Origin of the sequence: Achromobacter sp. (genome assembly GCF_050285565.1) — a bacterium.
Classification (GTDB): domain Bacteria; phylum Pseudomonadota; class Gammaproteobacteria; order Burkholderiales; family Burkholderiaceae_B; genus Achromobacter.
This window is the reverse complement of the sequence record NZ_JBLZXG010000002.1, coordinates 212079-226729: the sequence shown is the minus strand read 5'-3', so window position 1 is coordinate 226729 and position 14651 is coordinate 212079. Positions and strand designations below refer to the sequence as shown.

General features: G+C 69.4%; 16 protein-coding genes. 10 read left to right on the top strand and 6 right to left on the bottom strand.

Features of this window, described 5'->3' with window-relative positions:
• Positions 1 to 348: 348 nt before the first annotated feature.
• Positions 349 to 567 carry a dodecin gene (locus tag ACN6O8_RS04120; protein ID WP_427989791.1) on the bottom strand — a complete coding sequence of 73 codons (219 nt, stop codon included), beginning with the start codon at positions 565 to 567 and terminating at the stop codon, positions 349 to 351.
• A 141-nt stretch (positions 568 to 708) separates the two neighbouring features.
• Positions 709 to 1626: a LysR family transcriptional regulator gene (locus ACN6O8_RS04115; RefSeq protein WP_427989790.1), complete on the bottom strand. Its 918-nt coding sequence runs from the start codon at positions 1624 to 1626 to the stop codon at positions 709 to 711.
• A 110-nt stretch (positions 1627 to 1736) separates the two neighbouring features.
• On the opposite strand from ACN6O8_RS04115, the gene ACN6O8_RS04110 reads away from it, so the two are divergent.
• The 3 genes from ACN6O8_RS04110 (at position 1737) to ACN6O8_RS04100 (ending at position 3990) form a co-directional block, all read left to right on the top strand.
• Positions 1737 to 2531 carry an SDR family NAD(P)-dependent oxidoreductase gene (locus tag ACN6O8_RS04110; protein ID WP_427989789.1) on the top strand — a complete coding sequence of 265 codons (795 nt, stop codon included), beginning with the start codon at positions 1737 to 1739 and terminating at the stop codon, positions 2529 to 2531.
• Positions 2532 to 2557: 26 nt separating this feature from the next.
• Positions 2558 to 3571 (top strand): zinc-binding alcohol dehydrogenase family protein, encoded by a 1014-nt coding sequence (locus tag ACN6O8_RS04105; RefSeq protein WP_427989788.1) that lies wholly within the window; start codon positions 2558 to 2560, stop codon positions 3569 to 3571.
• Between the two features lie 119 nt (positions 3572 to 3690).
• Positions 3691 to 3990, top strand: coding sequence for a hypothetical protein (locus ACN6O8_RS04100; RefSeq protein ID WP_427989787.1), 300 nt, complete (start codon positions 3691 to 3693; stop codon positions 3988 to 3990).
• Between the two features lie 35 nt (positions 3991 to 4025).
• Here the strand turns inward: ACN6O8_RS04100 and ACN6O8_RS04095 are convergent, their stop codons facing one another.
• From ACN6O8_RS04095 to ACN6O8_RS04085, 3 genes are all read right to left on the bottom strand, one after another.
• Entirely contained in the window at positions 4026 to 4382 is a 357-nt protein-coding gene (locus ACN6O8_RS04095; RefSeq protein WP_427989786.1) for a hypothetical protein, read from the bottom strand.
• 64 nt (positions 4383 to 4446) lie between these two features.
• Entirely contained in the window at positions 4447 to 5352 is a 906-nt protein-coding gene (locus ACN6O8_RS04090) for an aldose 1-epimerase (RefSeq protein WP_427989785.1), read from the bottom strand.
• A gap of 91 nt (positions 5353 to 5443) precedes the next feature.
• Positions 5444 to 6460, bottom strand: coding sequence for an NAD-dependent epimerase/dehydratase family protein (locus ACN6O8_RS04085; RefSeq protein ID WP_427989784.1), 1017 nt, complete (start codon positions 6458 to 6460; stop codon positions 5444 to 5446).
• A gap of 86 nt (positions 6461 to 6546) precedes the next feature.
• Between ACN6O8_RS04085 and ACN6O8_RS04080 the strand changes: the two genes are divergently transcribed.
• The 7 genes from ACN6O8_RS04080 (at position 6547) to ACN6O8_RS04050 (ending at position 13336) form a co-directional block, all read left to right on the top strand.
• Positions 6547 to 7446, top strand: coding sequence for a LysR family transcriptional regulator (locus tag ACN6O8_RS04080; protein WP_427989783.1), 900 nt, complete (start codon positions 6547 to 6549; stop codon positions 7444 to 7446).
• 109 nt (positions 7447 to 7555) lie between these two features.
• Positions 7556 to 7819, top strand: coding sequence for a hypothetical protein (locus ACN6O8_RS04075; RefSeq protein WP_427989782.1), 264 nt, complete (start codon positions 7556 to 7558; stop codon positions 7817 to 7819).
• 239 nt (positions 7820 to 8058) lie between these two features.
• Positions 8059 to 8217: a hypothetical protein gene (locus ACN6O8_RS04070; protein WP_427989781.1), complete on the top strand. Its 159-nt coding sequence runs from the start codon at positions 8059 to 8061 to the stop codon at positions 8215 to 8217.
• Between the two features lie 34 nt (positions 8218 to 8251).
• Complete coding sequence (locus ACN6O8_RS04065) at positions 8252 to 8878, top strand: pyridoxamine 5'-phosphate oxidase family protein (RefSeq protein WP_427989780.1); 627 nt, start codon at positions 8252 to 8254, stop codon at positions 8876 to 8878.
• Positions 8879 to 9046: 168 nt separating this feature from the next.
• Entirely contained in the window at positions 9047 to 11701 is a 2655-nt protein-coding gene (gene mutS / locus ACN6O8_RS04060; RefSeq protein ID WP_427989779.1) for a DNA mismatch repair protein MutS, read from the top strand.
• Complete coding sequence (locus ACN6O8_RS04055; RefSeq protein ID WP_427989778.1) at positions 11698 to 12891, top strand: JmjC domain-containing protein; 1194 nt, start codon at positions 11698 to 11700, stop codon at positions 12889 to 12891. The genes mutS and ACN6O8_RS04055 overlap by 4 nt, the downstream gene beginning before the upstream one ends.
• 217 nt (positions 12892 to 13108) lie before the next feature.
• On the top strand, positions 13109 to 13336 hold the full coding sequence (locus ACN6O8_RS04050) for an endopeptidase (RefSeq protein WP_427989777.1): 228 nt from the start codon (positions 13109 to 13111) through the stop codon (positions 13334 to 13336).
• A 190-nt stretch (positions 13337 to 13526) separates the two neighbouring features.
• On the opposite strand, the gene bamC is transcribed toward ACN6O8_RS04050, so the two are convergent.
• Positions 13527 to 14651 carry an outer membrane protein assembly factor BamC gene (bamC, locus tag ACN6O8_RS04045; RefSeq protein ID WP_427989776.1) on the bottom strand — a complete coding sequence of 375 codons (1125 nt, stop codon included), beginning with the start codon at positions 14649 to 14651 and terminating at the stop codon, positions 13527 to 13529.

Sequence of the window (14651 nt, the reverse complement as noted above, 5' to 3'; positions counted from 1 at the left end):
TTTTCCCTTGTGCATCAAGCACCTGCAAGAGGTGGTCAAGAAAGGCCCAGCCGCGCGCGCGCGGCCCCCGGGTTGTCCCCGGGAAATGTGGATAAGGCTGAGGACAGCCTGCGGGCAGCCGAAAAAATCCCTTTGCCGCCAAGACCTTGCGGCGGGCGGGCAATAAACGCCCAACGCCGCGCCCCGACGCCCCGCGCCCTGGCGGCAAGCGCGGCGCCGAGGACACCGCCCGGGTTTGTCCCCATGGAATGTGGACAAACCTCTGAACAGTCTCATGACAAGCTGAAAAAATCCTTATCCGACAACCACTTGCATGGGCCGCTCAAAAAAAGAGCAGGCCCCGCGCCGTCAGACCTCGCCATCTTCCAGGCGCATGCCGATCTTCAGGCCCACCTGCCAGTGCGCCACCTTGCCATCCTTGATGTGACCGCGCACTTGCGTGACTTCGAACCAGTCCAGGTGGCGCAACGTTTCGGACGCGCGCTCGATGGCCTTGCTGATGGCGTCATCGGTGGACTTGGTGGATGAGCCCACCAGTTCGATCTGCTTGTAGACATGATTCGACATGGCTTGTCTCCTTTTAGGGGGAAGCGTTGCGAATCGTCGGCCGCGCGCGGGGTTCCGGCGCTTACGACCGGCAATCCATTCGAACACACAGGATACCGCGTGAGGCATCGCGTGGTGTTACGAGTTCCGTCGGCGCGGCGGTCACGGCAACGCGCCAGCGCCCGCCTCAAAGTGCCGCAGGCGCGCCTGCAGGAATTCACGCAGCCGCTTGACCGCCGGCGACAGCAGCATGCGATGCACGCACAGCAGGTACAGCGGCGACGGCTCGCCGCGGTAGTCGGGCAAGGCCTGCACCAGCCGTCCGGCGCGCAGATCGGCCAGCACGTCGTAGCGCGATTTGTAGGCCACGCCGTGCCCGGCCAGGGCCCAGCGCCGCACCAGATCGCCGTCGTCGCCGACCCGGTCGCCCATGACCGGCACGGTCATGGCGCCGTCCTCGTGCTCGAACGTCCAGCGGTCGTGCAGCGACTCGCCCAGCACGAAGCACAGGCAGTTGTGACGGCGCAGGTCGGCCGGTGTCAGCGGCATGCCGTGGCGCGCGAAATAGGCCGGCGCGGCGCACACCACGCGGCGGTTGTGCTCGCCCAGCGGCAGCGCCACCAGGCCGGAATCGCCGGGCGTGCCGTAACGCAACGCGATGTCGACCGGCTGCCGGTACAGGTCGGCCAGGCGGTCGCTGATGCGCACCTGGAAGTTCACGCGCGGATGGCGCTGCTGGAATTCGTCCAGCCAGGGCAGCAGCACATGGCGGCCCAGGTCCGAGGGAATCGACAGCGACAGCGTGCCGGAGATCGCCGTCTTGTCGCGCGCCAGCGCGCTCTGGCCGGCCTGCAGGCTGGACAAGGCGGCGCGAGCATATTCCAGGTAGCGCTCGCCGTCGCCCGTCAGCCGCAGGCTGCGCGTCGAGCGCACGAACAGGCGGGTTTCAAGCGACAGCTCCAGCCGCTTGAGCGCCGCGCTGGCCACCGCCGGCGTCAGATCCAACTCGCGCGCGGCGGCCGAAAAACTGCCGTGATCCGCCGCGGCGACAAAGATGCGCAGGTCTTCAAACCGAACCATGAGGGGCTCATTTTCAAAAATTCATTGAAACTGAGTCCGATGCTAGCCGGTTTTTCATCGTCCGCCACTGGGGAATGATGGCGTCATCCCGCAACGCTTTGGAGTAACCCATGAAAATCGAACTCAACGGCAAGAAGGCCCTGGTCACCGGCTCATCCGGCGGCATCGGCCTGGCCATCGCCCAGGGCCTGGCCGAGGCCGGCGCCCAGGTGGTGCTGCACGGCCGCAACGCCGACAAGCTCAAGCAGGCCGCCGACGCCATCGCGCGCCAGCATCCGGGCGCCCAGATCCACACCGTGCAGGCCGACCTGTCCACCGCCGACGGCGCCGCCTCGATCTGCGCCGCCCACCCCGACGTCGACATCCTGGTCAACAACGCCGGCTACTTCGCGCCCAAGTCCTTCACCGAAATCACCGACGACGACTGGCGCTACATGTTCGACACCAACGTCATGAGCGGCGTGCGCCTGTCGCGCTATTACCTGCCACGCATGCTGGCCGCCGACTGGGGCCGCATCGTCTTCATTTCCAGCGAATCGGCGCTGCAAATCCCGGCCGAGATGATCCACTACGGCGTCAGCAAGACCGCGCTGCTGGGCGTCTCGCGCGGCCTGGCCGAACTGACCGCCGGCAGCGGCGTCACCGTCAACGCGGTGCTGCCCGGCCCGACCCGCTCCGAGGGCGTGGTCGACTTCTTCGCCGAAATGGCCAAGGAGCAAGGCCTGCCGCAAGACCAGATGGAACGCGACTTCATCGCCCAGCACCGCCCCAGTTCGCTGCTGCGCCGCCTGGCGACGGTGGAGGAAGTGGCCAACATGGTCGTCTACACCTGCTCGCGCCAGTCCTCGGCCACCAACGGCGCCGCCCTGCGCGTCGATGGCGGCGTGGTCCGCACCATCGCCTGATCCCTTTTCCCGTTCCGAGATCCCCCATGAAAGCCATCGCCTACTTCCAGAACCTGCCCGCCGCCGACCCGCAATCGCTGCAGGACATCACCGCGCCCGAGCCCGTGCCCGGCGACCATGACCTGCTGGTCGAGGTCAAAGCCATTTCCGTCAACCCGGTGGACGTGAAGATCCGCGCCAACCGCAAGCCCAAGGACGGCCAGCCCGAGATCATCGGCTGGGACGCCGCCGGCATCGTGCGCGCCGTCGGCGCCAAGACCAGCCTGTTCGCGCCCGGCGATCGCGTCTGGTACGCCGGCGCCCTGACGCGCCCCGGCGCCAATAGCGAACTGCACGTGGTCGACGAGCGCATCGTCGGCCGCATGCCGCAGCGCCTGGACTTCGCCCAGGCGGCCGCGCTGCCGCTGACCACCATCACCGCCTGGGAACTGCTGTTCGACCGCCTGCGGGTGCTGGACAACACCGCCCCCAGCCAGGGCACGCTGCTGGTGGTGGGCGCGGCCGGCGGCGTCGGTTCGATCCTGGTGCAGTTGGCGCGTCAACTGACCGGCCTGACCATCATCGGCACCGCCTCGCGGCCCGAGACCCAGGCCTGGGTCACCGAACTGGGCGCCCATCACGTCATCGACCACACCCGCCCGCTGGCCGCGGAACTCAAGCGCATCGGCCAGCCGCAGGTCAGCTTCATCGCCGGCCTGACCCAGACCGACCAGCACTTCGCGCAACTGGCCGAAGCCATCGCGCCGCAAGGCAAGATCGCCCTGATCGACGATCCGGCGGCCATCGATGTGCGCCTGCTCAAAGGCAAATCGGCCTCGCTGCACTGGGAATTCATGTTCGCCCGGCCGCTGCACCACACCCCCGACCTGATCGCCCAGCACGAACTGCTGAACCAGGCCGCGCGGCTGATCGACAACGGCACCCTGCGCACCACGCTGGGCGAACACTACGGCCGCATCAACGCCGCCAACCTGCGGCGCGCGCACGCCTTTATCGAAAGCGGCAAGGCGCGCGGCAAGGTGGTGCTGGAAGGTTTCTGATCCGGCCCGTCGCGGCTGCCGTCAACAATGGGACGGGTGTCTCGCATTACAGCGTAGAAAGAGGTAAAAACTCGACTGCGCGCACGCGGGCCCCCGCCCGCGCGCCGCGCTTTCGGGAGTTGGCTCTGATTTCTCACCTGTTCGAACAAGCCCAGGAACCCATGCTGTGGGGCATGGTCGCGGTCGCCCTGCTGATGCTCAGGCTGATGCCCCTGCACGGGTGGCTGGCCGTCATCGTGGCGGGCGTCACCGCCGGGCTGGTGTTCGACACCATCCAGTTCCGGGTCGGCCCGCCGCGCCAGTGGGATGCCCTGGTGATGGGCTCGATCCTGGCCGCGCTGCTGGTGGCGGCGGTGCAGGAACTGCTGGTCTCGCTGCTGCGGCGCGTGCGCGCCGTCCTGGCGCGCGCCGAAGCCTGATCCGGCTCGCGGCCTCGGTCGGTCGGGCGCCGCGCTCAGGCGCGCCCGTCGCGCCGGGCGCGGGCGTGGGGGTCGTTGATCTCGGCCTCCAGTTCGGCGATCAGCCAATCGAACCAGCCGTTCTCGGTACGCGCATACACCACCGCCGCCGGGATCTTGCCCTCGCGCCAGCCCGGCTGATGCGCATCCATCCACGCCGACAAGCTCTTGTGCGGCGCCAGCAGCCCCGACAACCACGACCAGACATAGTCGGGCACATTGCGCCGGAAACCCTTGGCGCTGGCATAGATGGTCGGCTCCAGCGGCAGGTTGCCCGAACGCGCCAGCCTGGCCTGCACCCGGCGCAGCGTTTCGGCGGCCGCCTGCAATTGTTCGGTGCTGAGCTTTTTCACGTAACGACTCCTGGATTGGGTTTGGCCGGATTATCGCCGACAGTCGCCGGGCGCTGCCAGCCCCTCAACGCGCGCCCCTCGGCGCGTGCAGCGCCAACAGCATCGTGGCGCTGAAACGCCCGCCCGGCGCCAGCACCTGCAGGCCGGTGCGCGTCTCGCCCGCCGCCGCCAGGTTGAAGGCGTCGGCCACGTTGGTCACCGGCTCCACGCACAGGAAATCCGCGCCCGGCGCCGTGTAGACCACCAGGTGCGCGAAAGCCGGATCGGCGTGCAGCGCCAATTCATGCCCGTCCGGCCAATGCAGCGTGGCGCGGCCGCCCCATTGCGAAAGATAGGTATCGCAGCCCTCGGCCGACTGGCCCAGCTCGCGCACGTGGGTCGTCTGGCTGGCGCCGGGCAGGCCGTCCGCATCCGTCGGCCAGACGCGGCGCGCATGCAGCGCCACCCGCTCGGCGGTGAAATACGGATGGATGCCGCAGCCGAACGGCATCGGCGCATCGCCCTGGTTGATCATCAACAGCGTCAGCGACAGGCCGCGCGAATCCAGCCGGTAGCGCTGCACGCACTCATACGGCCACGGCCAGCCCAGCACGCCGGCCGGCTGTTGCAGCACCAGGTCGACCGCGTCATCGGCCAGGTGACGCACCTGCCAGGGCTGGTACAGGCCGCCGCCATGGATCGCCTGCGGCCGCCCCGGCAGCGATTGCAACGCGTGGGGCTCGCCGGCGAAGGTGAACACGCCGTCGCGCACCCGGTTCGAATAGGGCGTCAACGGATACGACCCGGCGCGCGGCCATTGCGCCGGCGGCCAATCCGTCTCGACCAGCGGCACGATCCAGTCATGCGCGCCCGTCGACAGCCGCGTCAGGCGCCCGCCGCCGCCGGGCGCGAACTCGGCACGGTGGGAACCGTGGGCAATGGTCACGCGTTCGCTGGCATCCAGCGTGGCGGAAAACGGCAAATCGGGCATCGGGCGCTCCCGCGGCTCTGCGAACGGCCGCGTGGCGCCATTGTGCATGGCCCGGTCCGGCGCCAGCAAGCCGAATGCGCCGGGCCGCGCTTCATGCCACGGCCGCGGCCGCCGGCAGCGCGGGCGGCAGGCAGCCCAGGCCGCGCAACGTCGCCGCCACCGCCACGTCCAGCGGCGTATGCGGTTCGGCGCCCAGCACACCGACCAGGCGCGCGTTGTCCATGCGCAGCGGCTGGCGCCACAGGTAGCGCATCTCCAGCAACTCGCGCAAGGTCTCCGAGAACGGCGCCGCCAGTCGCAGCAATCCCCACGGAAACGCGGCCACGCGCGGCTCGAGGCCATGGCGGCGCGCCACCCGCACGATCGCCGCCGCCATCCGCGTGCCGTCCGGATCCCAATGCCCCGCCATGTGGAAGGCCGCAAACGGCGCCAGCGCATCGCGCCGCGCCAGCAGCTCGACCAGCGCCCGCCCCACGTCCGGCAGATAGCTCCACTGATGCCCCACGCCCGGCGCCCCCGGCATGCTGACCCGCTTCAACGGCCGCCCCGGCTTGACCAGCCCTTGCGAAAACCAGTTGTTGCCGGCGCGCGGGCCGAAGAAATCGCCCGCCCGCAGCACCAGCGCGCGCGCCCCGCGTTCGCTGGCCACTTGCAGCCGGCGTTCGAGTTCCACCCGGATCGCGCCCTTGCGCGTCAGCGGGTGCTGCGGCGAAGTCTCGCGCAGCAACACAAACGCGTCCGGCCCGTAGTTGTAGATCGTGCCCGGCAGCACGATCGTTGCGCCCTGTGCGGTCGCCACCGCAAGGGTGTTGTCGATCATCGGCAGCACCAACTCGCCCCAGCGGCGGTAGCCGGGCGGATTGACCGCATGCACGATCACCTCGCACCCCAGCGCCGCCCGCGCCACGTCCTGGCGGTTCATGGCATCGCCGCGCAGCCAGGTCATGCCATCGCGCTGCGCCATTTCCGTCGCCAGCCCGCGCGCCAGCGCGCGCACGCCCCAGCCGGCGTCACGCAACTGGCGCGCCGCCTCGCCCCCGACGCCGCCGGTGGCGCCCAGCACCAGCGCGGTGCCCGGCCGGCTCGATTCGATCATCGTCATGCTCATCTCCCGTGAATCCATGGCGACCATTCTGGCGCGGCGGTCATACAAAATAAATTGCCGAACTTCGCATCGCAGCTATACATTTATGCATGACCAAACCGATCGGCTGGGAACTCTACCGCAGCTTTCTCGCCGTGCTCGCCGAGGGCTCGCTGTCCGGCGCCGCGCGCGCGCTCGACATCACCCAACCCACGGTCGGCCGCCACATCGCGGCGCTCGAACGGGCCCTGGGCCAGGTCCTGTTCACCCGCTCGCAGACCGGCCTGCTGGCCACTGACGCCGCCCTGTCGCTGCGCGGCTACGCCGAAGCCATGCACAGCCATGCCGCGGCCCTGGAACGCGCGGCCGCCGCGCAAGGCCCAGGCGTGGCCGGCACCGTGCGGATCTCGGCCAGCGAGGTCATCGGCATCGAGGTGCTGCCGCCGGTGCTGGCGCGCCTGCGCCGCGACCACCCGCGCCTGACCCTCGAACTGGCCCCCACCAACCGCGTGCAGAACCTGCTGCTGCGCGAAGCCGACATCGCCGTGCGCATGGCGCCGCCAAAGCAGGAACAACTGATCGCGCGCCCCGTCGGTCATGTCGAGATCGGTCTGTACGCGCGCAAGGACTACCTGCGCCGCTGCGGCACGCCGGCCACGCTGGCCGGCCTGTCCGGCCACACGCTGATCGGCTACGACACCGAAACGCCCTTCCTGCGCGGCGCCAGCAAGCGCCTGGCGGTGTCCTGGAGCCGCGACAGCTTCACCCTGCGGGCCGACAGCGACCTGGCGCAACTGGCGCTGATCCGCGCCGGCGCCGGCATCGGCGTCTGCCAGGTGGCGCTGGCCCGCCGCGACCGGCAACTGGTGCGCGTGCTGCCCGACCAGGTCTCATTCCAGCTCGAAACCTGGATCACCATGCACGAAGACCTGCGCGCCAGCCCGCGTTGCAAGACGGTATTCGACGCGCTGGTGCAATGCCTGCTAGCCCATACGGCGGCCGCGCGCTAGTGCCAGCGGCCCGGCTCCGTGCCGGTGCGACATGCCACCGGGGATTAGTCCGACGTTCGGATATACTGTTCATCCATACAGCAATCCGACCGCCAGGGAAGCCCGCCCCATGACCAGTCTGATCAACTCCCCGCCCAGTCGCAGCATCTGGCTCAGCGCCTTCCCGCGCCTGGCCGGCGTCAAGAATGGCGACTACCTGCCCTTGCGGCGGCTACAGGAAGCCACCGGCCTGGACGGCGGCCAGAAGCTGCGCGAGGTCCTGGCCGCGGCCGAGCGCGAGGGCCTGCTGCTGATCGATCGCGGCGCCACGCCCGCCAGTTATCGCGCCACATATGCACTCGAACGCCAGGTCACGCTGTTCGCGCCCGACTGACGAGCCCGCAGCGATAGAGTGCTAACGATCCCTTGCAATGCTGTTACATCTCGGGAAATAGAATCCCCCCGAATGCACCCTACGGAGAAAAACATGCAAGAAGACACCGCCAAGCCCGAACCCACCCGCCGCCGCTGGCCCTTCGGCTACGGCCAGGAAGCCTGAACCGGCCTTTTCTCCTTTCCCGGGGCGTACCCGCGCCGCCGTCCCGCCGCGGGCCCTGGCCCGCCACACCCAGCATGCCCCTGCTCGATCTCGTCGACGCCGCCCACGGCCTGTCCGACGCCAGGAAATCCCGCGTGCTCGCCCAAGCGGGCGGCTGCAACGTCAAGCGGGAAAGTGGCGGCACCCGTGAGGTATCCTTCTCCGATTGCAGCATGCCGGTACGGGCCCAATAGCCCGCCGCCGCCCCCCTTTCCCCGAGCCTTCGCCATGCCCCTGGACACCGCCCACCTCGTTACCGACGCCGCCGCCCTGCAAGCCCTGTATGGCGAACCGGGCGAAGCTTCGCTGAAGAAAGAAGTGGATCACGTCCATCCGCACTACCGCGCCTTCATCGAGGCCGCCCCGTTCGCGGCGCTGGCCACCTCGGGCCCGGGCGGCCTGGATGTGTCGCCTCGCGGCGACCCCGCTGGCTTCGTCGTGGTCGAGGACGAAAAGACCTTGCTGCTGCCGGACCGGCGCGGCAACAACCGCATCGACAGCCTGCGCAACATCCTGGCCGAGCCGCGCGTGGCGCTGCTGTTCCTGGTGCCCGGCGTCAACGAGACGCTGCGCGTGAACGGCACCGCGCGCATCAGCGTCGACCCGGCGCTGCTGCAACGCTTCGAGATGGACGGCAAGCAGCCGCGTTCGGTTCTGATCGTCGATGTGCAGACGGTCTATTTCCAGTGCTCGCGCGCCCTGCTGCGCTCGCGTCTGTGGGACCCCGCCACCCAGATCCCGCGCACCGCGCTGCCCAGCGTCGGCCGCATGCTGTCCGACCTGAGCGCCGGCACCTTCGACGGCGCGGCCTACGACCGCGACCTGCCGGCGCGGGTCGCCAGCACGTTGTATTGAGACGCGCGGTTCCATGAGCCTCGTCGGCATTTTCGTGCTGGTCCACGGCATCGTCCTGCTGCCCTTCCTGGCCTGAAAGTTCCCGCGCCAGGCAACCCGACCGGGCGACGCCGCGCCCCCCTCCGCCTCCGCTCCCCCGCCCCGCCTCGGCCCGATACAATCACGGGCATGAATTCCGCAACACAGACCACCGCCGCCGAGGCCCACGCCGGCCACACCCCCATGATGCAGCAATACCTCCGCTTGAAAGCGGAGGCCGGCCCCTTGCTGCTGTTCTACCGCATGGGCGACTTCTATGAAATGTTCTACGAAGACGCCGAGCGCGGCGCGCGGCTGCTCAACCTGACGCTGACCAAGCGCGGCTCGTCCAACGGCACGCCCATCCCCATGGCCGGGCTGCCGGTGCATGCGATGGAGCAGTACCTGGCGCGCCTGGTGGCGATGGGCGAGTCCGTCGCCATCTGCGAACAGATCGGCGACCCGGCCGCCTCCAAGGGCCCGGTCGAGCGCCGCATCGTGCGCATCGTCACGCCCGGCACGCTGACCGACGACGCGCTGCTGCCGGCCAAGGCCGACCGCGCGCTGGCCGCCGTGTTCGTCAGCGGCAATGCCCGCGCCCCGCGCGCCGGGCTGGCCTGGCTGAACCTGGCCAGCGGCGACTTCCGCGTCACCGAATGCGCGCCAGCGCAGCTCGAATCCGAACTGCACCGCATCGCGCCGGCCGAGATCGTCTGCGCCGACAGCGCCGAGTTCGACTTCGCGTTCGAGGGCGCCCGCTCGCGCGTGCCGGACTGGCACTTCGAAAGCGACGGCGCCCGCGCCCACCTGCTGGCGCACTTCAAAACCGACACGCTGGCGGGCTTCGACATCGAGGACATGCCGGCCGGCATCTGCGCCGCCGGCGCGCTGCTGCGCTACGCCGCCCGCACTCAGTCGCAGGCGCTGGCGCACGTGCAGAGCCTGTCGGCCGAGCGCCCCGGCCAGTTCGTGCTGCTCGACCCCGTCACGCGCCGCAACCTCGAACTGACGCAGACGCTGTCGGGCGAAGATGCGCCCACGCTGTTCTCGCTGCTGGACGGCTGCCGCACGCCGATGGGCAGCCGCCTGCTGCGCCGCTGGCTGCACCACCCGCTGCGCGACAATCCGCCGGCCCAGGCCCGCCAGCAGGCCATCTCGACGCTGCTGGCCGGCCGCATGGACGTCGAGCAGACCTTCGGTTCCGCCGGCCTGCTGGAAACGCTGCGCGGCGCGCTCAATGCCTTCCCCGACATCGAACGCATCGCCGCGCGGCTGGCGCTGCGCTCGGTGCGCCCGCGTGAACTGGCCAGCCTGCGCGACGCGCTGGCCGCCCTGCCCGCGCTGCGCGACCTGGTCGCGCCGATGGCCGCTTCGACGCGCCTGAACGACCTGATCTCACACCTGTCGGTGGACCCGGCGCTGGCCGCCCTGCTGGCGCGCGCCATCGCCGCCGAACCGGCCGTGGCGATCCGCGACGGCGGCGTGCTGGCCGCCGGCTTTGACGCCGAACTCGACGAGCTGCGCGCCCTGGCCGCCGACGGCGGCGACTTCCTGGTGCAACTGGAAACGCGCGAACGCGAGCGCACCGGCATCAGCAACCTGCGCGTCGAATTCAACCGCGTGCACGGCTTCTACATCGAAGTCACCAAGGGCCAGACCGCCAAGGTGCCGGAAGACTACCGCCGCCGCCAGACGCTCAAGAACGCCGAACGCTACATCACCCCGGAACTCAAGACCTGGGAAGACAAGGTGCTGTCGGCGCAGGACCGCTCGCTGGCGCGCGAGAAATGGCTGTTCGAGCAACTGCTGGACGTGCTGGCCGAGCACGTGCGCCCGCTGTCCGACTGCGCCGGCGCGCTGGCCGAGCTGGACACGCTGGCCGCATTGGCCGAACACGCGCGGCGCCACGACTGGGTCGCCCCCGAACTGTCCGAGCAGGCCGACATCGACATCGACGCCGGCCGCCATCCGGTGGTCGAGCAGGCCATCGAACGCTTCACGCCCAACGGCTGCCGGCTCGATCCGGCGCGCCGCATGCTGCTCATCACCGGCCCCAACATGGGCGGTAAATCGACCTACATGCGCCAGGTGGCGCTGATCGTGCTGCTGGCGCGCATCGGCAGCTTCGTGCCGGCCGCGCGCGCCCGCATCGGCCGCATCGACCGCATCTTCACCCGCATCGGCGCCGCCGACGATCTGGCCGGCGGACGCTCGACCTTCATGATGGAGATGACCGAGGCCGCCGCCATCCTCGCGGCCAGCACGCCCAACAGCCTGGTGCTGATGGACGAGATCGGCCGCGGCACCTCCACCTACGACGGCCTGGCGCTGGCCTGGGCCATCGCCTGCCGCCTGTTGGCGCACAACCGCGCCCTGACGCTGTTCGCCACCCACTACTTCGAACTGACGCGCCTGCCGGCCGAGCAGCCGGCCGCCGCCAACGTCCACCTGGCCGCCGCCGAATCGGCCGGCGGCATCGTATTCCTGCACGAAGTGCGCGAAGGCCCGGCCAGCCGCAGCTACGGCATCCAGGTGGCGCAGCGCGCCGGCGTGCCCGCCGCCGTGATCCGCCAGGCCAGCCGCGAACTCGAACGGCTCGAAGCGCAAGGCGCGCCCACGCCGCAACTGGGCCTGTTCTCGGCCGCGGCCGACGCCGACGCGCAGGCCTGCGCCGCCGCCGACCGCGCCGACGCCATCGAGGCGCTGGACACGCTGCGCGAGGAACTCGCCACCATCGACCCCGACAGCCTGACCCCGCGCGAAGCGCTGGACGCCCTCTACCGCCTGAAGAAGCACCTGCAATGAACCTCGACCATCCCCTGCCGCTGCTGGGCAACCAGAGCCCCAACGACTTCATGCGCCGCTACTGGCAGAAAAAGCCGCTGCTGATCCGCCAGGCCATCCCGAACTTCAAGCCCCCGGTGACGATCGCCGCGATCAAGAAGCTGGCGCGTCGCGACGACGTCGAATCGCGCCTGATCTGGCGCGAGAACGGCGCATGGCAAATGGAAAACGGCCCCTTCGCCCGCCTGCCCAAGGACAACGAAGGCGACTGGACCCTGCTGGTGCAAAGCGTCGACCTGCACAGCGACGCCGCGGCCGAGCTGATGCAGCAGTTCCGCTTCATCCCCGACGCGCGGCTCGATGACGTGATGATCAGCATCGCCAGCCACGGCGGCGGCGTCGGCCCGCACTTCGACAGCTACGACGTCTTCCTGCTGCAGGCCGCCGGCGAGCGCGAATGGCGCTATGGGCGCCAGAAAGACCTGTCGCTCGAACCCGGCCTGCCGCTCAAGATCCTCAGCCATTTCCAGCCCGAGCAACAGGCCGTGCTGGCGCCCGGCGACATGCTCTACCTGCCGCCGCAGGCCGCGCACGACGGCATCGCCGCGGGCGACGGCTGCATGACCATCTCCATCGGTTTCCGCGCCCCCACGCAGGCCACGCTGGCGCGCGGCCTGCTCGAAGCCGCCGCCGACCAGGTGATGGCGCGCGTCGGCCTGCTGGGCGGCCCCTACGGCGAACCGGCGCTGCCCGGCCCCCGGCTGTCGGCCGTCTACCGCGATCCCGCGCAGGCCGCCGTGGCCACGCCGGCGCAGGTGCCGGACGCGCTGGTCCAAGCCACGCTGGAAACGGTCAGCAAGCTGCGCTTCGACGACGCGCTGGCCGCGCGCTTCCTGGGCTGCTGGCTGACCGAGCCCAGCAACCTCAGCGTGTTCGACGGCCCCGAGGGCCTGGACGTGGACCTGGAAGAAGACTGGCCCGCCCGCGGCAAGCTGGTGCTGGACCGCCGCAGCCGCATGCTCTATCGCGGCAAGCAGCTCTTCATCAACGGCGAAACCGCCATGACGCCGGCCGCGCCCGCGCTGCGCAAGCTGGCCGACGCGCGCAGCCTCGACTGCGCCGATCCGGCCTGCGCGCGCCTGTCCGACGAGGCGCGCGCATGCCTGGCCGACTGGCTCGATTCGGGCTGGATCCATTACGTCGAATCGTAGTATCCGGACACCTGCGCGTATCCAACTTGCACAGAACGCAATGAGGTCTATGCGCAGGGTCACATAAAGCAAGACATCACACCGCGCGGAAAGGTTTGTTGCCGTTGGGATGCGACCTTTTTAACTTTCACACTCGCAACGCCGACGGGTTCCTGTAGCCTGGATCCTGGTTTCCCCTGACGGGGTTTCAAGAGTCGTCATCTACAGGAGTCCAAAAATGATGAGCAAAACCTTGATTATTGCGTCGGTGCTGGCGGTCTCGCTCAGCGCGTGCAACAAGAAGGAAGATGCCCCGGCGCCCGCGACCAACCCCACCCCGGGCGCCAGCGCCCCGGCTCCCACGGGCACGCCGCCGGCCACCTCGCCGGCGCCGGCCCCCACGCCTGGCACCACGCCGGGCGGCGGCTCGAACACCCCCGGCGGCTCGACCACGCCCGCATCCTGATCAGCGAATAACCCCCGCGCTGATCAAGCAAAGCAAAACCCCGGCAGACAGCCGGGGTTTTGCTTTGCGCGCGCCATGCCGCCACGTTCGCGGCCCCGCCGCCGCCCGGGATACGCGCCCAAAGAAAAAGGCCCGCAAGGGGCCTTTTCCGGGTCCATGCGGGCGTTGAGCGGCCCGCCGGGACGATGCATCACATCTTGTCTTTCAGCACGCTCAGCAGGCGCTGGGCGGTGGCGCTGTTGTCGCGTTGGCCCTTGGCATCGAGCACCGTCACGCTGGTCTGGTCGCCGCTGGCGCTCAGGTGGATGCGGTACTGCGGCGCCTCGGCCTTCTTGTCGCCCGAGAACATGCGGCTGAAGAAGCCCGGCTGGTCGATCTTCTCGCCAGTGTCGGTGTCGAAGTAGCGCACGTAGTAGTCGCCGGCCGAGCGGTCGCGGTCCTCGACCGAGAAGCCGCCGCCATCGAGCGCCACGCCGACACGGCGCCAGGCGCGGTCGAACGATTCGCTGACGATCAACTGGGCGCCCTGCGCGCGCACATCCTGCTGCACCGCGGGCTTTTGCGGCGCGGCCTCGGCCTGCTGCACCAGCTTGCGGGCGTTGTCGACGTCGGTGCCCAGGTAGACCATCATGCGCGCCAGCATGGCGGCGTTCAGGCCCGGGTCTTCCTTGCCGTTCTGCCACTGCACTTGCGAGCCGTCGCCGCCGACGCGCTTTTCGAGCATCTGGCGGTGGCTGACGTAGATTTCGGTGTGGCCGTTGACGCGTTCGACGCGGGTGCGGAATTTCTCGCGCTCGCCGCTGTCCCAGGCCTGCTCCAGCACGGCGCCCAGGGCCTGGCGCAGCCAGCTTTCCGGGATCTTGGCGCGGTTTTCCGCCCAGTCGGTCTCGATCAGGCCGGCGGCCGGATTGTTGCTGGCGACGGTGAAGCCGTTTTCGGTCCAGAAGTCGACCAGGCGCGGGAACACGTCCTCGGGCGCGCGATCGACCACCAGCCAGCGCAGGTCGCCGTCGCGCTCGACGCGCATGTCCTGGCGGTTGGGCAGCACATTGCTGTTTTTGGGCGCGCTGGCTTGCGCCTGGCCCTGCTGCTGGAACTGCGAATAGGTGGTCGAGCCCGAGGCCGGCGCGCGATAGCGCGGATCGCTGGCGGCCTGGGTCAGGTCGGGCGGGATGCTCAGCGGCTCGCCACGTTGGTTGACGGCGCTTTTGTAATTGACGGACTCTTCATTGCCCAGGAATTGGTTGACCTCGCTGCAGCCGGCCAACAACACCAGAGACATCAATGCCGACATACCGGCATGACGCTTGTTCAT